Annotated in this window: 21 protein-coding genes; 9 read left to right on the forward strand and 12 right to left on the reverse strand. The window is 71.4% G+C overall.

What is annotated here, in order from left to right:
- Positions 1-38: 38 nt before the first annotated feature.
- On the reverse strand, positions 39-929 hold the full coding sequence (locus BM362_RS38430) for a glycoside hydrolase family 16 protein (protein WP_067585508.1): 891 nt from the start codon (positions 927-929) through the stop codon (positions 39-41).
- Between the two features lie 219 nt (positions 930-1,148).
- Here BM362_RS38430 and BM362_RS38435 point away from each other — a divergent pair, with 219 nt between their 5' ends.
- Genes BM362_RS38435 through BM362_RS38455 form a run of 5 tightly spaced genes read left to right on the forward strand, consistent with a single transcriptional unit; the run spans position 1,149 to position 5,141 of the window.
- Positions 1,149-1,979 carry a helix-turn-helix transcriptional regulator gene (locus BM362_RS38435; RefSeq protein WP_067585511.1) on the forward strand — a complete coding sequence of 277 codons (831 nt, stop codon included), beginning with the start codon at positions 1,149-1,151 and terminating at the stop codon, positions 1,977-1,979.
- 41 nt (positions 1,980-2,020) lie between these two features.
- A complete protein-coding gene (locus tag BM362_RS38440) occupies positions 2,021-2,875 on the forward strand; it encodes an oxidoreductase (RefSeq protein ID WP_093576500.1) in 855 nt (284 codons plus the stop codon).
- Positions 2,872-3,582 carry an SDR family oxidoreductase gene (locus tag BM362_RS38445; protein ID WP_093576501.1) on the forward strand — a complete coding sequence of 237 codons (711 nt, stop codon included), beginning with the start codon at positions 2,872-2,874 and terminating at the stop codon, positions 3,580-3,582. The genes BM362_RS38440 and BM362_RS38445 overlap by 4 nt, the downstream gene beginning before the upstream one ends.
- A gap of 15 nt (positions 3,583-3,597) precedes the next feature.
- Complete coding sequence (locus BM362_RS38450; protein ID WP_093576502.1) at positions 3,598-3,936, forward strand: YciI family protein; 339 nt, start codon at positions 3,598-3,600, stop codon at positions 3,934-3,936.
- Complete coding sequence (locus tag BM362_RS38455) at positions 3,933-5,141, forward strand: RNA polymerase sigma factor (RefSeq protein ID WP_093576503.1); 1,209 nt, start codon at positions 3,933-3,935, stop codon at positions 5,139-5,141. The genes BM362_RS38450 and BM362_RS38455 overlap by 4 nt, the downstream gene beginning before the upstream one ends.
- Here BM362_RS38455 and BM362_RS38460 read toward each other — a convergent pair.
- Positions 5,119-5,721, reverse strand: a complete 603-nt coding sequence (locus BM362_RS38460) for a TetR/AcrR family transcriptional regulator (protein ID WP_093576504.1) — start codon at positions 5,719-5,721, stop codon at positions 5,119-5,121. The genes BM362_RS38455 and BM362_RS38460 overlap by 23 nt on opposite strands.
- A 115-nt stretch (positions 5,722-5,836) precedes the next feature.
- On the opposite strand from BM362_RS38460, the gene BM362_RS38465 reads away from it, so the two are divergent.
- A complete protein-coding gene (locus BM362_RS38465) occupies positions 5,837-7,420 on the forward strand; it encodes an amidase (RefSeq protein ID WP_093576558.1) in 1,584 nt (527 codons plus the stop codon).
- Positions 7,372-8,448, forward strand: a complete 1,077-nt coding sequence (locus BM362_RS38470) for a GDSL-type esterase/lipase family protein (RefSeq protein WP_067585529.1) — start codon at positions 7,372-7,374, stop codon at positions 8,446-8,448. Before BM362_RS38465 ends, BM362_RS38470 begins: the two co-directional genes overlap by 49 nt.
- A 441-nt stretch (positions 8,449-8,889) precedes the next feature.
- Here the strand turns inward: BM362_RS38470 and BM362_RS38475 are convergent, their stop codons facing one another.
- The 5 genes from BM362_RS38475 to BM362_RS38495 form a co-directional block, all read right to left on the reverse strand.
- Positions 8,890-9,189 carry a hypothetical protein gene (locus BM362_RS38475; protein WP_067585532.1) on the reverse strand — a complete coding sequence of 100 codons (300 nt, stop codon included), beginning with the start codon at positions 9,187-9,189 and terminating at the stop codon, positions 8,890-8,892.
- A complete protein-coding gene (locus tag BM362_RS38480; protein WP_037806448.1) occupies positions 9,176-9,412 on the reverse strand; it encodes a hypothetical protein in 237 nt (78 codons plus the stop codon). The genes BM362_RS38475 and BM362_RS38480 overlap by 14 nt, the downstream gene beginning before the upstream one ends.
- A gap of 19 nt (positions 9,413-9,431) precedes the next feature.
- A complete protein-coding gene (locus tag BM362_RS38485) occupies positions 9,432-9,884 on the reverse strand; it encodes an Lrp/AsnC family transcriptional regulator (protein ID WP_009078207.1) in 453 nt (150 codons plus the stop codon).
- The gene (locus BM362_RS38490; RefSeq protein ID WP_093576505.1) at positions 9,881-11,023 is read right to left on the reverse strand and encodes a M24 family metallopeptidase; all 1,143 of its coding nucleotides are present in this window, start codon (positions 11,021-11,023) and stop codon (positions 9,881-9,883) included. Before BM362_RS38490 ends, BM362_RS38485 begins: the two co-directional genes overlap by 4 nt.
- Before the next feature lie 84 nt (positions 11,024-11,107).
- The gene (locus BM362_RS38495; RefSeq protein WP_244287419.1) at positions 11,108-11,518 is read right to left on the reverse strand and encodes a MarR family winged helix-turn-helix transcriptional regulator; all 411 of its coding nucleotides are present in this window, start codon (positions 11,516-11,518) and stop codon (positions 11,108-11,110) included.
- 75 nt (positions 11,519-11,593) lie between these two features.
- On the opposite strand from BM362_RS38495, the gene BM362_RS38500 reads away from it, so the two are divergent.
- Both BM362_RS38500 and BM362_RS38505 read left to right on the forward strand, forming a co-directional pair.
- Positions 11,594-13,675, forward strand: a complete 2,082-nt coding sequence (locus tag BM362_RS38500; RefSeq protein ID WP_093576506.1) for an MMPL family transporter — start codon at positions 11,594-11,596, stop codon at positions 13,673-13,675.
- Between the two features lie 31 nt (positions 13,676-13,706).
- Positions 13,707-14,651, forward strand: a complete 945-nt coding sequence (locus BM362_RS38505; protein WP_067585545.1) for a 5'-3' exonuclease — start codon at positions 13,707-13,709, stop codon at positions 14,649-14,651.
- A 40-nt stretch (positions 14,652-14,691) separates the two neighbouring features.
- Here BM362_RS38505 and BM362_RS38510 read toward each other — a convergent pair whose 3' ends face one another.
- The 5 genes from BM362_RS38510 to BM362_RS38530 all read right to left on the reverse strand — a co-directional run bounded on the left by BM362_RS38510 (position 14,692) and on the right by BM362_RS38530 (position 21,244).
- Positions 14,692-15,909 (reverse strand): GNAT family N-acetyltransferase, encoded by a 1,218-nt coding sequence (locus BM362_RS38510; protein WP_093576507.1) that lies wholly within the window; start codon positions 15,907-15,909, stop codon positions 14,692-14,694.
- Between the two features lie 56 nt (positions 15,910-15,965).
- On the reverse strand, positions 15,966-16,352 hold the full coding sequence (locus BM362_RS38515) for a DUF4333 domain-containing protein (protein WP_093576508.1): 387 nt from the start codon (positions 16,350-16,352) through the stop codon (positions 15,966-15,968).
- A gap of 37 nt (positions 16,353-16,389) precedes the next feature.
- A complete protein-coding gene (locus BM362_RS38520) occupies positions 16,390-17,589 on the reverse strand; it encodes a GNAT family N-acetyltransferase (RefSeq protein ID WP_067585553.1) in 1,200 nt (399 codons plus the stop codon).
- A gap of 51 nt (positions 17,590-17,640) precedes the next feature.
- Positions 17,641-18,351: a DUF4333 domain-containing protein gene (locus tag BM362_RS38525; protein WP_067585556.1), complete on the reverse strand. Its 711-nt coding sequence runs from the start codon at positions 18,349-18,351 to the stop codon at positions 17,641-17,643.
- A 127-nt stretch (positions 18,352-18,478) separates the two neighbouring features.
- Positions 18,479-21,244, reverse strand: a complete 2,766-nt coding sequence (locus tag BM362_RS38530) for a DEAD/DEAH box helicase (protein WP_067585559.1) — start codon at positions 21,242-21,244, stop codon at positions 18,479-18,481.
- Positions 21,245-21,408 lie beyond the last annotated feature (164 nt).

A 21,408-nucleotide genomic window follows, 5' to 3' on the forward strand; every position in this document is an offset into this window, starting at 1 on the left:
CTTGAGGTTTCCGGCGTTGCCGGACCGGTGGCCGAAACTCAGCTTTCGCTGACCTTCACCGAAAACGCGTCGATGCTCATCCCCGCCCCCGGCGTGATGTCCGCTCCCGGGCTGGTGCACCCGCACACCTTGTTCGGATACGACCCGCCGATCGCCACGTCGAAGATCGCGAAGAACCCGTGGTCCACCGCCGCCTTCCAGGTGGCATCGGACACCTGGTTCTGCTTCACCGCGAAAGTCTCCTTGCCGTCCAAGGAAAACCGCAGTTCCTCCGCCGCCGCGTCCCGGCGGTCCACCACCACCGCGTACGTGTGGTACCCGGACTTGCAGCCTGCGCAGTCCTGCAGCTCGCTGCTGATCCCGTCCGGGTCGTGGCACTCGCCCGCCCACTGTCCACAGTGGAATGTGCTGGAGTGCTGGTCCAGCGCGTTCACGTTCTCCATGATGTCCAGCTCGCCGATGCTCGGCCAGTTCGTCGCGCCGACCGGCCGCGCGTCCGCGCCCATCGCCCAGAACGCGGGCCAGTAGCCGAGGCCGTGCGCGGGGTCGGGCTGCTGGATCGTCGCGCTCATTTCCATCTGCCCGCCCGCAGGCGCGCCGAAGTCGGTGCGCTGGGTTTCGATCCGGCCGGACGTCCACGCGCCGTTCGCGTCGCGCAGCGGCTTGATCACCAGGTGCCCGGCTCCGTCGTGGTAGACGTTGTCCGTCGAGTCGGTCGAGGTCTCGATTTCGCCGGTGCCCCAGTTCGCCGCGCCGCCGGGGTAGCCGGTTCCCTTGTCGTAGAGCCAGTTCTGCGGGTCGAGACCGGTGCCCGCGGGGCCGTCGAAGGTGTCCTCGAACACCGTGGTCCAGGTTTCGGCTGCCTGCGCGGGCGCGGCGGCCATCGACACGGCGGCCACGGCGGCCAGGATCAGCGGGGTTCGGCGCATGGGTTCGCCTTCCGGTGGAGGGGGTGGTCTCAGCAGGGTCGGCCGGTGCCGCTGACCAGTCAAAACAGTCTGCCTGCCGGTTCCGCGGCGGCGGTGCGCGCGGGCAGAGCGCGCCCGGAAAGGTTTGAACCACTGCGTCGCGGGGTACCGCAGAGGGTGGGAGAACCACACCCCCTTTGCGTCCCCCGCCGGCCGCCATCCCCGATCTAGCCTGGGACCGTGAGCGACAGCAACCTCCTCGGCGAGTTCCTGCGGGCCCGGCGCGGCACCACCGTTCCGGCGGACGCGGACGTGCTCGCCGACACCCGGCGCCGGGTCAGCGGCTTGCGCCGGGAGGAGGTCGCGCAGCGGGCCGGGGTGAGCACCGACTACTACGTGCGGCTTGAACAGGGCCGGGAGCGCACGCCGTCCGCGCAAGTCGTCGAGGCGCTCGGCCGGGCGCTGCGACTCGACGACGAGGCGCTCGCGCACCTGCACTCGCTGGCCCGGCCGAAGCGGCCGAGGCGACGTCCCGCGAAGGAACGCGTCAGCCCGCGGCTGGTGCAGCTGATGGACGCGTGGCCGCAGACGCCGGCGGTCGTGCTCGGCCGGTGCATGAGCGTGCTCGCGTCGAATCTGCTCGGCGAGGCGCTGTTCGCCGGGCACGAGCACAGCGGCGACCTGCTGCGGCTGGTGTTCCTCGACCCCGGCGCCCGGGACTTCTACCCGGATTGGGAACGGGTCGCGGTCAACACCGTCGGCGGGCTGCGGTCGGCGGCGGGCACCGATCTGGACGATCCTCTCTTGATCGAGGCGGTCGGCGAACTGTCGCTCAAGAGCGCCGATTTCCGCCGGTTGTGGGCGCGCCACGATCTCCGGCAGAAAACGCGCGAATCGAAACGGTTCCGGCATCCGCTGGTCGGAATGCTCGCCCTGCACTACGAATCGATGACCGTGAACAGTGCTTCCGGCCAGCAACTCGTGGTGTACCAAGCGGATCCGGGCAGTCCGTCGGAGGCCGCGCTGGGGCTGCTCGGCAGTCTCGCCGCCGGCGACCGCCCGCACCGCTGACGCATTTTCCGCAATTCACGAATTCCTCCGAGGGCAGATCCATGTCTGAAAACAATGCACCCGTCTGGTTCATCACCGGGTGTTCCACCGGCCTCGGCCGCGCACTCGCGGCCGCAGTTCTCGAACGCGGCCTCCGCGCGGTCGTGACAGCCCGCGATCCCGAACGAGTCGCGGACCTCGTCTCCGCGCACCCCGGACGCGCGCTGGCGGTCGCGCTCGACGTGACCCACCAGCAGCAGATCACCGAAGCGGTCGCCGAGGCACACCGCGTCTTCGGCCAGATCGACGTCCTCGTCAACAACGCAGGCTACGGCTACCTCGCCGCCGCCGAGGAGGGCGAAGACGCCGAGATCCGCGCGTTGTTCGAGGCCAACGTATTCGGCTTGATGGCGCTGACCCGCGCTGTCCTGCCGGGAATGCGGGCGCGGCGCAGCGGCCACGTCGTCTCGGTCTCGTCGCTCGGCGGGCTGGCCGCCTTCGGCGCGACCGGCTATTACCACGCGACCAAGTTCGCCGTCGAAGGCTTCAGCGAATCGCTCGCCGCCGAGGTGGGGCCGCTCGGCATCGGCGTCACGATCGTCGAACCGGCCGCGTTCCGCACCAACTGGTCGGGCCCGTCCATGCGGGAATCCGCCATCCGCATCGACGACTACGCCGAGACCGCGGGCGCACGCCGCACCTCGACGCTCGCCACCTACGGCAAGCAGCCCGGCGACCCGGCCCGCGCCGCGACCGCGGTCATCGACGCCGTCTCCTCCGCCGAACCGCCGCTGCGCCTGCTGCTCGGCCAAGCGGCCTACGACCTCGCCACCGCCCGCCTCGACACCCTCCGCACGACGTTCGACGACTGGCGCGAGGTCACCCTGTCCGCCGACTTCCCGAAGGAGTCTCAATGAGCAAGACCGCCCTGATCACCGGTGCCAGCAGCGGAATCGGCGAGGCCACCGCCCGCAGGCTCGCCGCGGACGGCTGGCGCGTGATCGCCGGAGCGCGCCGCGAAGACCGGCTCGCCGAACTCGCCGCCAGTGCCGACGGCATCGAAGTCCACCGCCTCGACGTGACCGACCGGGCCGGCGTCGCCGAGTTCGTCGCCCGCGCGGTGCGCGACCACGGCGAGATCGACGCGTTCGTCGCGAACGCCGGGGTGATGCCGTTGTCCCGGCTGGACGCCGGGCTGGTCGAGGAATGGGACCGGATGATCGACGTCAACGTCCGGGGCCTGCTGCACAGCATCGCCGCGGCATTGCCGCACTTCACCCGCCAGCGCCGAGGCCACTTCGTCACCATCGCGTCGATCGGCGCCTACCAGGTCACGCCGACCGCCGCGGTGTACTGCGGCACGAAATACGCGGCGTGGGCGATCACCGAGGGCCTGCGGCTGGAATGCGACCCCTCGATCCGCGTCACCACGGTCTCCCCCGGCGTCGTGACCTCGGAGCTGGCGGACACGATCAGCGATCCGGAAACGCGGGAGTTCATGCGGATCTACCGCAAGGACGCCCTCGAACCGCGAGCGATCGGCGACGCCATCGCCTACGCTCTCGACCAGCCGGCCGACGTGGACGTCAGCGAGATGATCGTGCGGCCGGCCCGGCAACGCTGAGCCAAGGAGGAGGCCGTGCCGCAGTACCTGCTCGGGATCTGCCAGCCCGACGGCGGAGCCCCGGATCCGGAGGTGCTGGCGGACATCGCGGCGCGCCTCGAAGCGGTGACCGAGGAGATGAAGGCGAAAGGCGTCTGGGTCTTCTCGGGCGGACTGCACCCGGCGGCCGCGGCGAAGGTGGTCCGGGCCTCCGGCGACGGCGTCCTGTGCACCGACGGCCCGTTCGCCGAGGGCAAGGAACACCTGGGCGGCTTCACCGTCGTGACCGCGCCCGGCGCGGAGGCCGCGACCGAGTGGGCGCGGCGGATCTCGGAGATCACCACGCTGCCGGTGGAACTCCGGCAGTTCCATTGACCTCGACGGCCGGGCTCGGGCGGATCTTCCGCGCCGAGCACGGCCGCGCGGTCGCCGTGCTGGCCCGCGTCTTCGGCGACCTCGATCTCGCCGAGGACGCGGTCCAGGAGGCCTGCGCGATCGCCACCGTGAAATGGCGCGCGGAAGGCCTCCCGCCGAGTCCCGCCGGCTGGCTCGTCACCACTGCCCGCAACCGCGGCGTCGACCGCCTCCGCCGCGAATCCACCCGCGCCGACCGCCACGCGCAGGCCGCGTTCCTGCACGCGAGCGAACCGTCCGACGAAGGCGCAGTGCCCGACGACCGGTTGCGGCTGATCTTCACCTGCTGCCACCCGGCCCTCGGCACCGCCGCCCGAGTCGCCCTCACCCTGCGCCTGCTGGGCGGCCTCACCACCGCCGAGATCGCGCACGCGTTCCTGATACCGGAATCGAAGCTGGCACAACGGCTAGTGCGCGCCAAAGCCAAGATCCGCGACGCCCGGATTCCCTACCGCGTGCCTGACGCGGCCGACCTCCCAGACCGGCTCAACGCCGTCCTCGCGGTGCTCTATCTGATCTTCACCGAAGGCCACACCGCCAGCAGCGGCGCCGACCTCACCCGGCCGGACCTGGCGTCCGAAGCGATCCGCCTGACCCGGATCCTGGCCGCGCTGCTGCCCGGCGAACCCGAAACACTGGGCCTGCTCGCACTGCAGCTGCTCACCGAATCACGGCGCGCGGCCCGGCTCGACGCCGACGGGGTCCCGGTGCTGCTGCCTGACCAGGACCGCGCTCGCTGGGACCGGCCGCTGATCGCCGAAGGCCAAGACCTCGTCCGCCGCTGCCTGCGACTCGACCGCCCAGGCCCGTACCAGCTCCAAGCCGCGATCAACGCCGTGCACAGCGACGGCACCGACTGGGTCCAGATCCTCGCCCTCTACGACCGGCTGCTGGCCGTCGCGCCGACCCCGATCGTGGCCCTGAACCGCGCCGTCGCGGTCGCCGAGGTCGACGGCCCGGCCGCCGCACTGACCATTGTGGACGGCCTGGGCCTCGGCAACCGGCACCTCTTCCACGCCGTCCGAGCCGACCTGCTGGCCCGCCTTGGCCGGACCGCCGAAGCCGTCGAGGCTTACGACGAAGCTCTCCGCCTGGTCGCCAACGAGGCAGAACGCCTTTTACTGCAACGAAAACGCGCTGCCCTCAGTCCGGCTTCCCTCGGCTGATCACGCCTTCGACGATCCTCGTCAGATGCGCGCCGACGTTCTCGACACCGCCGTTCTGCACCGCGATCTGCGCCCCCTCCATCGCGAACGTCAGCTCCGCCGCGCCCAGCTCCGGGTCGGGCAGCCCGAGCCCCTCGCACATCGCCCGGAGCCTGCCGAACTGACGAGTCTTGTGCTCGCTGATCAACCGCCGCGCGGGATGCTCCGGATCGGGCAGCTCGGCGACCGAGTTCGTGAACGGGCAGCCCCGGTGGGAAAAGTCCGGGAGCCCGTCGACGATGAACCGTCCCACCGCGCGGATCTGCTCCGCGCAATCGCCCGGATGCGCCCGTTCGGCCGCGTCGAACGCGGCCGAGTAGTCGTGCACCACGATCCGCAGCCATTCCGCGATCAGCGCGTCCTTCGTGCCGAAGTGCCGGTAGATCGCCATCTTCGTGGTCCCGGCGCGGTCCGCGATCGCCTGGACCCCGACCCGCACGACGCCCTCGTTGAGGAACAGCTCCTCGGCCGCGTCGAGGATGCGCTCGCGAGGCGGCAAGGTCGCGACCCGCGTCGGCCGCCGGGCGGAGGTGCTCGTCATCGGTTCTTCCCAGGGGGTTGGCAATGCGGTTCGGCACGAGCTACGGTACACAACCGTCCCCCGTGATACCACTCGGTATCACGCAATACGGATAAGTATCTTGAAGGACGTGCTGGTGAAAATCTCCGAATACACGAGCTGCGACGCGGTCGGCCTGGCGAACCTGATCGCCCGCGGCGAGGTGACCGCGGCCGAGGTCGCCGACGCGGCCGCACGAGCGGTCGAAGCAGTGAACCCGCACATCAACGCAGTAGCGGAAACCTGGCCGCCCGAAGACACTCCCGCTCCCGGCTCCGCTCCGCTGGCGGGCGTGCCGTTCCTGATCAAGGACCTCGGCGTCACCATGGCGGGCAAACGCAGCGAACTGGGCAGCCGCTTGGCCGCCGGCATCGTGTCGCCCGAAGACTCGTTCCTGATGCGCCGCTTCCGTCAGGCAGGCCTGGTGACCATCGGCCGCACCACCACCCCGGAAATGGCCTACAGCACCACCACCGAACCGGAGTTCTACGGCGCGACCCGCAATCCATGGTCTCCCGCCCGAAGCGCAGGCGGCTCCAGCGGCGGCTCCGGTGCGGCGGTCGCCGCCGGGATCGTCCCGCTCGCCCACGCCACCGACGCCGCGGGTTCCATCCGCGTCCCCGCCTCCAGCAACGGATTGTTCGGCCTGAAGCCCACCCGCGGCCGGGTTTCGCACGGCCCCGGCGCCGACGAGGTCTTCAGCGGCCTGGCCGTGCAAGGCAGCCTCAGCCGAACCGTCCGCGACAGCGCCGTCCTGCTGGACCTGATCGAAGGCCCCGAACCCGGCGATCCCTATTTCGCCGCCCGTCCCGCTCGCCCGTACGCCGAAGAAGCCCGACTCGCCCCAGGCCGCCTGCGCATCGCAGTCCTGCGCCAGCCATGGGGCGGCCGCCAGCCGGCCGAGGCAGTCTCCGCCGCCCTGTCCGAGGTCGTGGGACTGCTGGAATCCCTTGGCCACGCAATCGAAGAGACCCCGCTGGCCCTAGGCGTCTCCTGGGAGGACTTCGTCCTCGGCAACGCACGAATGTGGACCGCCAACCTCGCCCCGTGGATCGACGGCATCGCCGCCGCGACCGGCCGCCCGGTCGATGAGACCACCCTGGAACCAGTCACTCTCGCCAGCTACCGCTACGGCCACCAGGTCACCGCCGACGAACTCGTCCGCGCCCTGGCGATCCGCAACCAGGTGTCCCGAACTTTCGCCCAGCACTTCGCCCGCCACGACCTGCTGCTCTCCCCCACCCTGCCGGAGCCGCCGGTCCCGCTCGGCGTCTACGGCGAAGGCGCGGACCACCTGGACGGCCTCGGCTGGCTGGAGCGCATTCTGGACCGCTCCCCCTACACCGCGGCGGCGAACGTTTCCGGGGTTCCGTCGATGTCCGTCCCGCTGGCCGAGGACGAAGGACTCCCGATCGGCATGCAGTTCACCGCCGCCTTCGGCCGCGAAGACCTGCTGTTCCGCCTGGCCGGGCAGCTGGAACAGGCTGCCCCGTGGACCCACCGCAAGCCCCCGGTCTGGGCAGCCGGCCAACCCCCGGAGTCCACAGTGGATTCCCAGCTGCCGGTGACCCGCGTCCCACCCCTCACCGACCCTGACGACGACGTCCGGGTTCTCGCTAGACTGGGCAAGCGATGCGACGATTCCGGTGGTGGTGGGGGGCGCTGGTCCTCGCCTGCGTAGCTGTGCTCGTGGGCTTCTTCGTCTTTTTCGGCACCGAGAGCAGGACAGGCCAGCCTTTCCCGCGGCAGGGCCCGCCCGGCCGCGGCCCGCTGACCATCGTGTCGATCGGCGACAGCACCGTCTCCGGCGAAGGAGCCGGCGCCTACAGCCCCGACACCGACGGCAGGAACGGCGACTGGTGCCACCGCTCGTCGGCGGCGTTCGTGCAGAAGGTCCGCATCCCCGGCGTCGCCGCCCGAGTCAACCTGGCCTGCTCCGGAGCCCCCGCCGCCCAGGTCGCCCTCGGCGACGCCAAACAGTGGGGCGAACGCTCCCAAGCCGCGCAACTGGCCGACGTGGTGAAGAACCACCGGGTAGCGGCGGTGGTGATCGCCGTGGGCGCGAACGACGACCCGAAGTTCTCCGCGCAGGTCAGCGAATGCTTCAAGGCCTGGTTCTCCGCCGACGGCCCGTCCTGCAACGTCGCGCTGAAGGAAACCTGGAAGTCCAAAGTGGACGCCATGGTCCCCAAGGTGGCGAACGCAGTAGGCGACGTGAAAAAGGTACTGGCCGAAGCCGGATACGTCCCCGCCGATTACCAACTGGTGCTCCAGTCCTACGCCACCCCAGTCGGCCCGGACATCCCAGCGGATCTGCAAAGCCTCAACGGCTGCCCCTTCCGCACCGACGACCTGCAGTGGATTTCGACCACGGGAATCAGCACCCTCTCCGCGGGAATCAAACAAGCAGCCGCCCAGTCCGGCGCCCGTTTCCTTGACCTGGCCCGAGCAGGCGAAAACCACGAAGCCTGCTCCGGCGGCCCGAACCCGGCGACAGAATGGTTCACCCGCCTCACCCTGCACCTGAACGACCTGACCCAGGTCGACCGGGCGACGCACGCACTGCAGGAATCCTTCCACCCCAACGCCGCCGGACACGCCGCCATCGCCGACTGCCTCACGGACTTCCTGACGACGCAACGAGGAAACGCCTCCTGCCTGGCAGGCCCAGACGGAAAACTCCACGCCATCCCCGAACCAGCGAGCTAACAACCCCACCCCAGCGTTGCGTGAGGGCCACCCTCATCCCTCAGGGTTCCCCTCACGACCCCGCCACCGGGCGTGAGGGGACCTTCACAGACCACCCCGCCCGCCGCCTGGGATGCGCCCCATTGGGGTGCGCCACATGCACCCCATGCCCCATCGGCGCGCTAACCCCACCCCAACCCAGACCCGCACAACTCACCGCGACCACGCACCCCACCCGCGCGCACCCACCACCCCACCGCAGCCACCGCACCCGCCCGCCCAGGCAGCCACACTCCCCCCGCCCCGATACGAAGCCAAAAACACGGCGCGGGGGTGCTTGTCAAGGCATCTTTCCCGCCTTGACAAGCACCCCCGCGCCGTCGTCACACTCACCCTTCGGGGTGCCCCACCCACCCCGGGCGCAATGTCGCCCCCAGGCGACGAGCCGCCCCCAGCAGGAACTCACAAATCCAACGCAGCCCTCAAAGCCACATCGATCTGCTCCTGCACATCCCCGTCCACCTCCGCGATCCGCTCAGCCAGCCAAGGCCGGTACAACCGCGTGAGATTCAACGTGGACACCCAATACCGGGCATCCACCGCCACCCCGAGAATGTCCTGCGGGTCCCGATCCAGCAGCTCGGTCCCCAGCAGCCAAGGCCGCTCGGACTCGTTCACCCCGTCCGAAGACAGGAGCACGACAGTCCGCTGCCGGGCAGGATCAGTAGGCGGGTGGTAAGTCCAAACCTCACCCCTGCGCACGCATCTCCTTCTCCGCAGCCGCCCGCTCCGCTTCGTCCGCTTCAGCCGACGAAGCGGCAGGCGCGACCGGAGCCCGCTGCGGGGTGTACCCAGTCCGAACCGCCTCGCGCCGGGCCGCCTTCGACAGCCAGGACGAGACCGAGATTCCGTGCGCTTTCGCGGCCCGCTCGGCGTACTCGAGCGCACCGGTGTCGAGCGAGAGTGTCACCTTACGTGTTGCCATACCTTTTACCGTACCACTCTCACAGCGTCGGCGACCTGCCCTCGAACGGGGTGGACAGTACGACGGTGGTCCGGGTGGACACCTTCGCGGCCTCGCGGATCCGCCGGAGCAGGTCTTCGAGGCCGAGCGGCGAAGCGACGCGCACCAGCAGGATGTAGGACTCGTCGCCGGCCACCGAGTAGCAGGACTCGATCTCGGTGATGTGCTGGATCCGCTGCGGGTAGTCGTCGGGCGCGGCCGGGTCGTTCGGGGTGAGCGAGATCAGCGCGGTGAGCGGAAGGCCGATCTGCTCGCCGTCGAGCCGGGCGGTGTAGCCCAGGATGACGCCGCGCTGTTCGAGACGGCGCACCCGCTGGTGCACCGCCGAGACCGACAGCCCGACCCGTTCGGCGAGATCGGTGAAGCTGCGCCGCCCGTCGGCGGCGAGCTCCTGCACGATCGCCTGGTCGAGCGGTTCCAGCGGCCCGCTCATGCGTCCAGCACGACCAGTTCGTGCGGCCGCGTGTTCACCGGCTCGACGCCCGAGCCGGTGACGAGCACGATGTCCTCGATCCGGGCGCCCCAGCGGCCCGGCTGGTAAATGCCGGGCTCGACGCTGAAGGCCATGCCCTCCTCAAGCGGCAGCGCGTTGCCGTTGATGATGTAGGGCTCCTCGTGCACGTCGAGGCCGATGCCGTGGCCGGTGCGGTGGATGAAGTACTCGCCGAATCCGGCGGCGTCGATGACGTCGCGCGCGGCCTTGTCGATGCTCTCGGCGCTGGCGCCGGGGCGGACCGCGTCGACGGCGGCCTGCTGCGCGCGCTGCAGCACGGCGTAGGTCTCGGCGACGTCGGCGTCGCGGGGTTCGCCGATCGAGTAAGTGCGGGTGGAGTCGGAGTTGTAGCCCTCGGGCACCGGGCCGCCGATGTCGATCACGACGACGTCGCCGCGTTCGATGACGCGCTCGGACACGTCGTGGTGCGGGCTGGCGCCGTTGGGGCCGGAGCCGACGATGACGAAGTCGGCGTGCGTGTGGCCCTCTTCGACGATGGCGGCGGTGATGTCCGCGCCGACCTCGGCCTCGGTGCGGCCGGCGCGCAGCCATTCGCCCATCCGCGCGTGCACGCGGTCGATCGCCGCGCCCGCCTTGCGGAGGGCTTCGATCTCGGCGGCGTCCTTGCGCATCCGCAGTTCGCGCACGATCGGCCCGGCGAGGGCCTGCTCGGCGTCGCCGAACGCGGCGCGCAGGGACAGCACGTGCAGCGCCGGGGTGAAGTCGCTGACCGCGATCCGGCCGGGCTTGCCGAGCCGGTCGGCGACGAGCCGGTAGGGGTCGTCGCCGTCGACCCAGGTGAGCACCTCGACGCCGAGGGCGTCGGTGGGCACGTCGGCGTAGCCGGGGGCTTCGAGCTTCGGCACCACGAGCGCGGGGGTGCCGTCGGCGGGAATGACGAGAGTGGTCAACCGCTCGAACGAACCGCCCGCTTGGCCGAGCAGGTACCGCAGGTCGGATCCGGGCGCGACGAGCAGCGCGTCGGTGTTCGCGGCGGCCGCCGCTTTCGCGGCGCGGTCGAGACGGGCGCGGAGCGCGGCGGCGTCGGGAGCGGGCGTGTGGAGGGATCGGCTCGACATGACGCCGAGCCTAGTACCCGGCGCCGCCGCGTCAGTCCCGACCGGCCGAGGATGCGCCGGGACGGTCTTCTCGCAGGCCGGAGATCAACTGCACCAGCTGTTCGCGGAACTGTTCGTCGGCGACCGCGGCGCCGAACGCGCCGATGCCGTGCCGCTCGGCGTGGATCGCGCGCGCGTGCACTTCGCGCCCGGCCGCGGTGACCGCGACGAGCCGGCGGGGTCAGGCGCGCGGGCGACGAACTCTTCCCGGGAAAGCCGTTCGAGGGTGCGGCTCATCGTCTGGTCGGTCACCTCGCAGCGGCGGGCGAGCGCGCGCTGCGCGAGCGGGCCTTCGCCGAGCAGGTGGAGCACGATCAGCCCCGTGTGGGTCAGTCCCAGCTCCGCGAGCACCGCGGTCCACCGCTGTTCGACCAGCCGTGCCGCGACGGCGAGCAGCCGCCCGTTCGGCCAGGACGCCAGCTCGCCGGTGTCCGGCGCAGTCTTCCCTGGGTCCATCGGGCCTCTTCCGGGCGATATGTTCAGCGTACTGAACGTTTTGCCCCGTCGTCCGCCTGAAGGACTGTATCCACCATGGCCGAGCCCGGTTTTCCGCCCGCGTCGAGCCGCCGCCGGATCCGCTGGATGCTGCCGGCGCTGCTCGTCGTCGTCTGGCTCGCCGTCGGCGGAGCCGGCGGGCCGTTCGCCGGAAAACTGAGCACCGTCTCGAAAAACGACAACGCCGCGTTCCTGCCGCGCTCGGCCGAGGCGACGCAGGTGCAGGACGAGCAGAAGGCGTTCGCTCCGCGTCCGACGCTGCCCGCGGTCGTCGTCGCCGAGCGCGAGTCCGGGCTGAGTGCCGCCGACCGCGCGTACCTCGGCGCGCTGCCGGCCCGCACCGTCGCGGTGGCCGGGGTCGCCGGTCCGGTGAAGCCCGCGACGTTCTCCGAGGACGGCAAGGCGGCGCAGCTCTCGGTGCCGGTCGACGCGGGCGGGAATCCGGCGGAGGTCGTCAAGGAGGTCCGGGCGAAGCTCGGCAGCGGCCCGGACGGGCTGACCGTGCTGGTCACCGGGCCGGGCGGGCAGATCGCGGACCTGGTGACCGCTTTCGGCGGGATCGACGGGGTGCTGCTGATCGTCGCGGGCGCGGTCGTCGCGCTGATCCTGCTCGTGGTCTACCGCAGCCCGCTGCTGCCGTTGCTCGTCCTGGTGTCGGCGGTGTTCGCGCTGGCCCTGGCGAGCCTTGTGGTGTACCTGCTGGCGAAAAACGACGTCCTCGCGCTCAACGGGCAGAGCCAGGGCATCCTCTCGATTCTCGTGTTCGGCGCCGCGACCGACTACGCGCTCCTGCTGGTCGCCCGCTTCCGGGAGCAGCTGCGCGACACCCCGAGCCGGTTCGAGGCGATGCGGCTGGCCTGGCGGGCGACGCTGGAACCGGTGGCGGCTTCGGCGGGCACGGTCGTCCTCGGCGTCCTGTGCCTGCTGTTCAGCGATCTCAATTCGAACAAGGGGCTCGGCCCGGTCGCCGCGATCGGGATCGGCGCCGCGCTGCTCGCCTCGACCACCTTCCTGCCCGCGATGCTCGTGCTGTGCGGACGGGGCGCGTTCTGGCCGTTCCGGCCGCGGCACGGTTCGCCGCATCCGGAGACGTCCGGGCTCTGGGGCCGGGTCTCCCGCATGGTCGGCGCCCGCCCGCGCGCGGTCTGGGTGCTGTCGGCGCTGGTGCTCGTCGCCGGGGCGGTGTTCCTCCCGCAGCTCAAGGCGTCCGGCACCGCGCAGTCAGACGTGTTCCTCGCCACCGTGGATTCGGTGACCGGCCAGGAAGTGCTGGGCAGGCATTTCGCCGCCGGGTCGGGCTCGCCCGCGGTGATCGTCGCCAACGCCGGAGCCGCCGGCGAGGTGGCCGAAGCCGCGCGCGTGCCGGGCGTCGCGACGGTCTTCCCGCTCGCCGGGCCCGACCGGCGTCCGCTCGAAGTCGCCGGACGGGTCCAATTGCTCGCGGTTCTTTCCGCGCCTGCCGATTCCGAGGACGCGGTCGCGACCGTCGGCAAGATGCGCGACGCGGTGCACGCGGTGCCGTCCGCGGAGGCGAAGGTCGGCGGGCAGACCGCGATCCAGCTCGACACGCAGCGGACCTCGCAACGGGACCGGGCGGTGATCATCCCGATCGTGCTGGTGGTGATCTTCGCCGTGCTGGCCCTGCTGCTGCGCGCGTTGCTGGCTCCGCTGCTGCTGATCGCGACGGTGGTGCTGTCGTTCGCCGCCACGATGGGGGTCTCGGCGCTGGTGTTCAACCACCTGCTGCACTTCCCCGGTGCGGATCCGGTGGTGCCGTTGTTCGGGTTCGTGTTCCTCGTGGCGCTCGGAATCGACTACAACATCTTCCTGATGACCCGGGTGCGCGAGGAGACGAAACGACGCGGCACCCGGGACGGCACGCTGCACGGGCTCGCGGTGACCGGCGGCGTGATCACCTCGGCCGGGGTGGTGCTGGCGGCGACGTTCTCCGCGCTGGCGGTGATCCCGATCCTGTTCCTCGCCCAGATCGCGTTCATCGTCGCGTTCGGCGTGCTGGTGGACACGCTGCTGGTCAGGTCGCTGCTGGTGCCCGCGCTGACCGTGGATCTCGGCCGGCGGATCTGGTGGCCGTCCCGGCTGGACCGGCGCGTCGGATGAGCGGACGGGCCCGGCGTGGCAGGCTGTCCGGGTGACCGGACCACTCGCCCTCCTCGATTCCGCGAGCCTCTACTTCCGCTCGTTCTACGCGCTGCCCGATTCGATGACCGCGCCCGACGGGACGCCGGTCAACGCCGTGCGCGGGTTCACCGACACGATCGCGCGCATCCTGACCGACCGCCGCCCGTCTCGGCTGGTCGCCTGTCTCGACGCGGACTGGCGGCCGAAGTTCCGCACCGATCTGCTGCCGAGCTACAAGGCGCACCGGGTCGCGGAGCCCGGAGACGGCGGGGCGGACGTCGAAGAGGTGCCCGACACGCTGACCCCGCAGGTGCCGGTCATCCTGGAAGTGCTGGAGGCGTTCGGGTTCGCCGTCGCGGAGGCCGAGGGGTACGAGGCGGACGACGTCATCGGCGCGCTCGCGACGCGGGAGAAGGACGCGCCGGTCGAGGTGATCACCGGCGACCGCGACCTGTTCCAGCTGGTGCGCGAGGAGCCGACGCCGACGTCGGTCGTGTACGTCGGGAAGGGCTGGGCGAAGGCGGAAGTGCTGGGGCAGCGCGAAATCGCCGAGAAGTACGGCGTTCCGGCCGAGCACGCCGGGCCCGCGTACGCGGACATGGCCGCGTTGCGCGGCGACCCGTCGGACGGGCTGCCGGGCGTGGCGGGGATCGGCGAGAAGACCGCGGCGAAGCTGATCACGCAGTTCGGTTCGCTGGAGGAACTCGTCGCCGCGGCCTCGGCCGGGGATTCGCGGGTGCCGTTGAAGACCCGGCTTCGCCTCTCCGACGCCGCGGATTATCTGGCCGTCGCACCCGCCGTGGTGCGGGTCGCGGTGGACGCGCCGGTCGTGCAGTCCGGGCCGGACGCGGTGCCGACCGCGCCCGCCGACCCGGACCGGGTGGCGGAGCTGGCCGAGCGGTGGAATCTGGGCCGTTCGGTGGAGCGGCTGCTGGCGGCGCTGCCCGGAGCTTGACCGTCGGGGAGGGTTCCCGTGCCGGAACCCTCCCGGTGGATCAGAAGTGCGTGCCGGTCCAGGGTGGCGTCCCGGTCCGGAACAGCGCGTCCACTCGCGCCAGCGTTTCCCCGCTCGCACCGGTGATCCGGCCGGACAGCGCGAGCGGACCGGCTTCCCAGGCGCCGAGGTACAGCATCGCCAGAGTGTCGACGTCGAGCTGGAGATCGGCGTCGGCCTCGGTGCGCTCGACCCCGCTGCCGCCGACCCGGTACCGGCCCTGGTTGTCCGGCAGCATCCGGTCGTTCACTTCCAGCACAACGGGTTCCGCGGAGCCGTACGCGCGGGCGGCGAGAGCCGCTTCGACATCGATCAGCCGCAGCCACAGCTCGTCGTCGACGCCGACGGTCTGCGCCCGGCGCGGGTCGACGAGCAGCAGCCCGACCGGATCGTCCACCGGACGGCCGCGCGCGTGCACGACCTCGATCAGGTCGACCGACAGCAGGAACCGCCACAGCCCGGCCAGCGCTTCCGGCGTCGCCGCGTGCAGTTCGTGGACTTCGAGCGCGGCGCCGCGTTCCGGGTCGAGGTAGGTGTTCTGCGGCACGACGTGGAAGACCGCGAAGCCGTCGTCGCCGTCCGGTCCACTGTGGACAGCGACGCGGTGGTTGCCGCCGTCTGGGTGGAGGTGCCAGGTGAACGCGATCGGCCACCAGAGTTCCGGACGCGCGATCCGGCCGGGGCGTCCGGTGTCGATCCGTTGGTACAGCGAGGGAATCGTCGCGATCGCCTCGTCGGTGGAAAGCAGCCGGACCCGGCCGGGGGCGACGACCGTTTCGCGCAGCGGAGCCGGTTGCTTGACCTGCATGGTGGCCATGCGGGTCGCGACGCCGTAGCCGAAGCGGCCGTAGATCAGCGCTTCGCTGGCGTGCAGTGCGGCGACGACGTGGCCGCGCCGCACGAAGTCGTGCAGCTGCCGGTCCATCATCGCGGTGAGCACGCCGCGGCGGGTCCAGTCGGCGCGGACGCCGACGCCGTCGACCGCCGCCATCGGCACCGCGGCGCCGCCGGGGACGGTGAGCGTGGCGGCGAACGAGCTGGCGATGCCGATGGGTTCGCTGTCGTGGAACGCTCCGGTCCGGCCGTCCGCCTTCCAGGAATCCGCGACCCGTGCCCAGCGCTCGTCCGAGGGCGGGTTTCCGTGCAGGGACCGCACCAGAAGGTCGAAAGTCGCGCGGCTTTCGGAGTCGGTGATCGGGCGTACCACGTAGTCGCTCATGCCCCGATTGAACCAACTTCCGCCGACGCGCGGCTATCGGATTTAGCGCGGCGGATCTACTGGGGCGGGTCGACGCGGTAGTTGCCGTCCGCGCCGGTCACCGTGATGGGGACGTGTTTCGTCGTGCCCGCGACGTCCACAGTGCACTGGAAGCGCGAGCCGTCGGCGACGGGCTGCCGGTCCGGGCAGGACACCGTGCCGACGTTCGCCACTTTGTAGTCGGTGGTGAGGAGCCGGGTGACGGCCGAGGCCATCGCCCGGGAGTCGAACACGCGCATCGCCGAGGAAGAGCTGGGCGCCGACGACGACGCGACGCCCGGCTGCGCGGGGCTGTTCGGCGTGACGGTGACGGTGTGGACCGGGGGCGGCGGCGTCCCGCTGTCGCAGCCCGCGGCGGCGAGCATTCCCCAGCCGCACAACAGCAGCACCCGCACGGCGCGCATCAAACCCGCTCCTCTGCGCGAAACGTCTGGTCAACGGTCAGAAGAACGTACCGCACCACACCGATTCGCGCGTGCCGAAGAGCACGTCGGCGGCTTCGGGCGCGGCCGCGTCGAGCACCTCGATCCGGCCGGTGTCCGCGAGCGCGGACGCACGCCAGGTTCCGAAGTAGAGCATCGCGAGGGTGTCCGCCGTGAGCCGCAGCGCGGGTTCCGCGTCCGTGCGGGAGGCGCCGCCGGGGCCGACGAGGTAGCGGCCGTCGTTGGCGGGCAGCGACCGGTCGGACACTTCGATGACGACCGGTTCGGCCGGGCCGTAGGCGCGGGCGGCGAGCGCGGCAGGCACGTCGACCAGCCGGAGCCAGCTCTCGTCGTCGGTGCTTTCGGTTTTCGCCGTCCGGGGGTCGGCGAACAGCAGCGCGTGCGGTTCGTCGAGCGGGCGCAGCGGGAGGACGATCTCGTCGACCAGGTCGACCGAGAGCAGGAACCGCCACAGTCCGGCGAACGCGGCCGGGTTGGCGTAGTGGAACGCCATCACCTGCAGCTTCCCGTGCTCGTGGGAGTCTTCCTCGACGTAGTAGGTCAGGTAGCCGTCGACGCCGTCCGGGCCCCGGTGCACGGCGGTCTGGACCAGTTTCGCGCGGCGGCGCAGCTGGGCCTCGTAACCCGGCCAGTAGATCTCCGACCGGGTCATCGCGGCGACGCGGCCCATCGCGGTCGCGGCGTACAGTTCCGGCCATTTCGGGGCGGCCTCGTCGATGCCGAGGACGGTGACCTCTCCCCCGTCCGGCACGTCCGGGCGCAGCTGTGCCCGGTGCTTGTCCACCACGACCCGGTTCGCGAGGGTCGCGATTCCGTAGCCGTAGCGGCCGTAGATGGCGCCTTCGGACGCGTGCAGCAGCGCGAGCGCGACACCTCGTTCGGCGAAGTCCGCCAGCTGCGCGGCCTGCAGCGCGCTGAGCACGCCGCGGCGGGTGCGTCCGGCGCGCACGCCGACGCCGGTGACCGCGGCCAGCGGAAGCCGCGCTCCGCCGGGCACGACCATTTCCGAGTCGAACGATCGGGTGGTGCCGATCAGCTCCGGGCCGAACACGCCCAGGACGCGGCCGTCCTGGTGCGCCCGGGCGGCCGGTTCCCATTCCTCGTCGGTGCCGGGCTGGACGTGCAGCGCGGCCCGGAACAGGTCCCAGGCCGCGCGGTGCTCGTCGGGGCGGAGGGTCCGGACGGTGTGGTCGCTCATGCCCCGATCATCGCCGGGGCGGCCACGCGACCGCCACCGATTTGCCCGGCGTCACTTCGCCGCGGGCGGCGAGACCTCGTAGTTGCCGTCGGAGCCCTTGACCGTGATCGGGACCTGCTGCGGTTTGCCGTTGATGGTGGCGGTGCACTCGAATTTCGCGCCGTCCTCCACCTTCTGCTCGGCCGGGCAGGTGACCCCGCTGACGCCCTGGATCTTGTAGGTGCCGGTGAGCAGCTTCGCGACGTCGGTCTGCATCTGGTTGTTGTTGAAGACCTGGGTCTTGAAGAAGCCGGGCGCGACGAAGCCGAGGATCGCCACGACGGCCACCACGACGACAAGCGCGCCGATCCCGATGAACAGGCCCTTCTTCGACCCGCCCGAGGATTCCGGGGCTGCCCCGCCGGGCTGGCCGTAGTCGTACTGCCCGGGCTGCTGGCCGCCGTACTGCTGCTGCGGCTCGCCGTAGGGCTGCTGCTGGCCGTAGGAGGGCGGTTGCTGCCCGTACTGCGGCGGCTGCTGGCCCCACTGCGGCTGCTGCGGCGGTTGCTGCTGTTGCGGGTAGCCGCCGGGCTGCTGGCCGTACTGCGGGTCCTGACCGTAGGGCTGCTGGCCGTACTGCTGGGGCGGGTACGGCTGCTGCTGCGGCCCGCTCTGCGGGTACGCGCCGCCTGGCTGCTGCCCGTAGTTGGGGTCCTGGCCGTAGGGCTGTTGCCCGTACTGGGGCTGCTGCCGCGGGTCGTTGCCGCCATACGGCGTGCTCATCGTTAGCCTCCGCCTTCGTGTGTCCGCATCCGCCGGCCGGGCCGCGGGTGTCGTGCGCGATCCAACCACAGGTCTGGACCTGGCACACGTGTCCGCGCGCAGTCGCTACTAACGTGTGCCCTCGCGGTCACGCCGCGCCCGCGGCCACGACGCCGCGGCGCAGCGCCCGGACCGCCTGCGCGGCGGCCGAACCGACCGGGTCCTGTTTGCCGAGGACGTCGCGGACCTGGTCGAGCAGGTCGATGACCTGGCGGCACCAGCGGACGAAGTCGCCCGCGGACAGCTCCTGTCCGTTGGTCTCGGCCGCGGTGAGGACTTTCTCCAGTGATTCGCCGCGCGCCCAGCGGTAGACCGGCCACGCGAATCCGGCGTCGGGTTCGCGGGTGCGGTCGAGGCGGTGGCGGCGTTCGTCCTCGGTCAGCTCGACCCACAGCCTGCTGGTTTCCTGCCACGCGCCGGGTACCGCGCCGCCGGGCAGGCGGGGTTCGCCCGCCGTGTCGCGGCGGGCCTCGAACACGAGCGTGGACACGACGGCCGCGAGTTCGGCCGGGCCGAGGCCGTTCCAGACGCCGTGCCGGATGCATTCGGCGGCGAGCAGGTCGGATTCGCTGTAGAGGCGGGTAAGGCGGCGGCCGTGTTCGGTGACGCGGTCCTCGCCGTCGCCGGGGCGGACGTAGCCGCGTTCGCCGAGCAGCCGCAGGATCCGGTCGAACGCGCGGGCCAGCGAGTGCGTGGTGGCCGCGACCTTGCGTTCGAGCTGTTCGGTTTCGGCGGAGAGGCGCTGGTAGCGCTCGACCCAGCGGAGGTTGGCCTCGCGTTCGGCGAGGCCGTGGCACGGGTGGGCGCGCAGGGCGCGGCGCAGCGAGGCGAGTTCGGCGTCGTCGGCGGCCGCGGTGCGGCGGCGCTGGCGGCCGGGCAGGGCGATGCCGGCGTTGCGCAGCGACGAGGCGATGTCGCGGCGGGTCTTGGGCGAGCGCAGTTCGAGGTGCTTGGGCAGCTTGATCCGGCCGAGCGCTTCGACCGGGGCCGGGAAGTCGGCGACCGACAGCGGCCCGGACCAGCGGTCCTCGGTGACGACGACCGGCCGCGGTTCGCGGATCGGGTCGAGGCCGGGGTCGACGACCACGGCGAGCCCGGCGCGGCGGCCCGCCGGGACCGGGATGACGTCGCCCTTGCGCAGTTTCTCCAGCGACTGGGCGGTCTCGGCGCGGCGGGAGGAGGTGTTCTGCCGCGACAGGATCTTCTCGCGGGCGGAGATCTGCGCGCGGAGCTCGACGTACTCCAGCATCTGCTCGAAGTCGCCGGAGATCGCGGCGGTGTAGCCCTTGAGGGCTTCCTTGTTGCGTTCGATCCGCCGTGCGGTGCCGACGACCGACCGGTCGGCCTGGAACTGCGCGAACGACTGTTCCAGCAGGTCGCGGGCAGCGTCCGCGCCGACCTGGGCGACGAGGTTGACCGCCATGTTGTAGCCGGGGCGGAACGAGGAGCGCAGCGGGTACGTGCGGGTGGACGCGAGCCCGGCGACGGCCTTCGGGTCGACCCCGGGCTGCCAGGCGACGACGGCGTGGCCTTCGATGTCGATGCCCCGGCGGCCGGCGCGGCCGGTCAGCTGGGTGTACTCGCCCGGGGTGAGGTCGACGTGCGCCTCGCCGTTGTATTTCACGAGCCGTTCGAGCACGACGGTGCGGGCGGGCATGTTGATGCCCAGCGCCAGGGTTTCGGTCGCGAACACGACCTTGACCAGGCCGCGGACGAACAGTTCCTCGACGGTTTCCTTGAACGCGGGCAGCAGCCCCGCGTGGTGGCCCGCGAAGCCGCGTTCGAGCGCCTCGCGCCATTCCCAGTAGCCGAGGACGCCGAGGTCGCCCTCGGGCAGCTCGGCGGTGCGCTCGTCGACGATCCGGCGGATCTCCTCGACCTGGTCGGGGCCGTTGAGCCGCAGGCCGGAGCGGACGCACTGGGCGACCGCGGCGTCGCAGCCGGCGCGGGAGAAGATGAACACGATCGCGGGCAGCAGCCCGGCGTGGTCGAGCCGTTCGACCACGTCGACGCGCGAGGGCGGCCGGAACCTCGGGCCGCGTGGCGGGCCTCCCCGGCGGCCGCCGCGCGGGCCGCGGAAGTTAGGGGCGAACCGGCCCATGTCGTCGGTTTTGCGCAGCAGCGTGGGGTTGATCCGCAGCTGCTCCCCCGGGTCGGCCTCGTTCTGGCCGGCGAACAGGTCGAGCAGCTGGTTGCCGACCAGCATGTGCTGCCACAGCGGGACCGGGCGGTGCTCGTCGACGACGACGGTGGTGTCGCCGCGGACCTCGACGAGCCATTCGCCGAATTCCTCGGCGTTGCTGACGGTGGCGGACAGGCCGACGACGCGGACGTGGCCGGGCAGGTGGAGGATCACTTCCTCCCAGACCGCGCCGCGGAAGCGGTCGGCGAGGTAGTGGACCTCGTCCATGACGACGTAGCCGAGTTCGGGGATGGCGGAGCTGCCCGCGTAGAGCATGTTGCGCAGCACCTCGGTGGTCATGACGACCACCTGGGCGTTGCCGTTGATCGAGGTGTCGCCGGTGAGCAGGCCGACGGCGTCGTTGCCGTAGCGTTCGACGAGGTCGGCGTACTTCTGGTTCGACAGCGCCTTGATCGGCGTGGTGTAGAAGCATTTGCGGCCCTCGGCGAGGGCGAGGTGGACGGCGAACTCGCCGACCACGGTCTTGCCCGCCCCGGTGGGGGCGCAGACCAGGACGCCGTGGCCCTCTTCGAGCGCTTCGCAGCCGCGGATCTGGAAATCGTCGAATTCGAAGGCCGATTCGGCGGAAAACCGGGTCAGCTGGGGGTGCTTGGCGCGGCGACGGGAGGCAGCGTAGGCCTCGGCCGGCGATGGTGAAGGGCTAGTGGCCACCCCGTCAGGGTTCCACACGCCCCCGACATTCCGCACGCGGTGTGGGCAAGGCCCTCGTGAGTGGCGATCCCGGTGAGAACCGGCGCCGCCACTCACGGCACCACCGCAGCGCCGCCGTGGCCGGGCCACCGTCGCGTGGGCCGCGCGCGGGCAGGTCGTGAGTG

The organism is Amycolatopsis rubida (assembly GCF_900115345.1).
GTDB lineage: Bacteria > Actinomycetota > Actinomycetes > Mycobacteriales > Pseudonocardiaceae > Amycolatopsis > Amycolatopsis rubida.

What these genes read in the sequence shown, in the direction of transcription:
- BM362_RS38430 (WP_067585508.1), bottom strand. Translation starts at nt 929, where the DNA reads ATGCGCCGAACCCCGCTGATCCTGGCCGCCGTGGCCGCCGTGTCGATG.
- BM362_RS38440 (WP_093576500.1), top strand. Translation starts at nt 2,021, where the DNA reads ATGTCTGAAAACAATGCACCCGTCTGGTTCATCACCGGGTGTTCCACC.
- BM362_RS38445 (WP_093576501.1), top strand. Translation starts at nt 2,872, where the DNA reads ATGAGCAAGACCGCCCTGATCACCGGTGCCAGCAGCGGAATCGGCGAG.
- BM362_RS38460 (WP_093576504.1), bottom strand. Translation starts at nt 5,721, where the DNA reads ATGACGAGCACCTCCGCCCGGCGGCCGACGCGGGTCGCGACCTTGCCG.
- BM362_RS38470 (WP_067585529.1), top strand. Translation starts at nt 7,372, where the DNA reads ATGCGACGATTCCGGTGGTGGTGGGGGGCGCTGGTCCTCGCCTGCGTA.
- BM362_RS38480 (WP_037806448.1), bottom strand. Translation starts at nt 9,412, where the DNA reads ATGGCAACACGTAAGGTGACACTCTCGCTCGACACCGGTGCGCTCGAG.
- BM362_RS38485 (WP_009078207.1), bottom strand. Translation starts at nt 9,884, where the DNA reads ATGAGCGGGCCGCTGGAACCGCTCGACCAGGCGATCGTGCAGGAGCTC.
- BM362_RS38490 (WP_093576505.1), bottom strand. Translation starts at nt 11,023, where the DNA reads ATGTCGAGCCGATCCCTCCACACGCCCGCTCCCGACGCCGCCGCGCTC.
- BM362_RS38495 (WP_244287419.1), bottom strand. Translation starts at nt 11,518, where the DNA reads ATGGACCCAGGGAAGACTGCGCCGGACACCGGCGAGCTGGCGTCCTGG.
- BM362_RS38500 (WP_093576506.1), top strand. Translation starts at nt 11,594, where the DNA reads ATGGCCGAGCCCGGTTTTCCGCCCGCGTCGAGCCGCCGCCGGATCCGC.
- BM362_RS38510 (WP_093576507.1), bottom strand. Translation starts at nt 15,909, where the DNA reads ATGAGCGACTACGTGGTACGCCCGATCACCGACTCCGAAAGCCGCGCG.
- BM362_RS38515 (WP_093576508.1), bottom strand. Translation starts at nt 16,352, where the DNA reads ATGCGCGCCGTGCGGGTGCTGCTGTTGTGCGGCTGGGGAATGCTCGCC.
- BM362_RS38520 (WP_067585553.1), bottom strand. Translation starts at nt 17,589, where the DNA reads ATGAGCGACCACACCGTCCGGACCCTCCGCCCCGACGAGCACCGCGCG.
- BM362_RS38525 (WP_067585556.1), bottom strand. Translation starts at nt 18,351, where the DNA reads ATGAGCACGCCGTATGGCGGCAACGACCCGCGGCAGCAGCCCCAGTAC.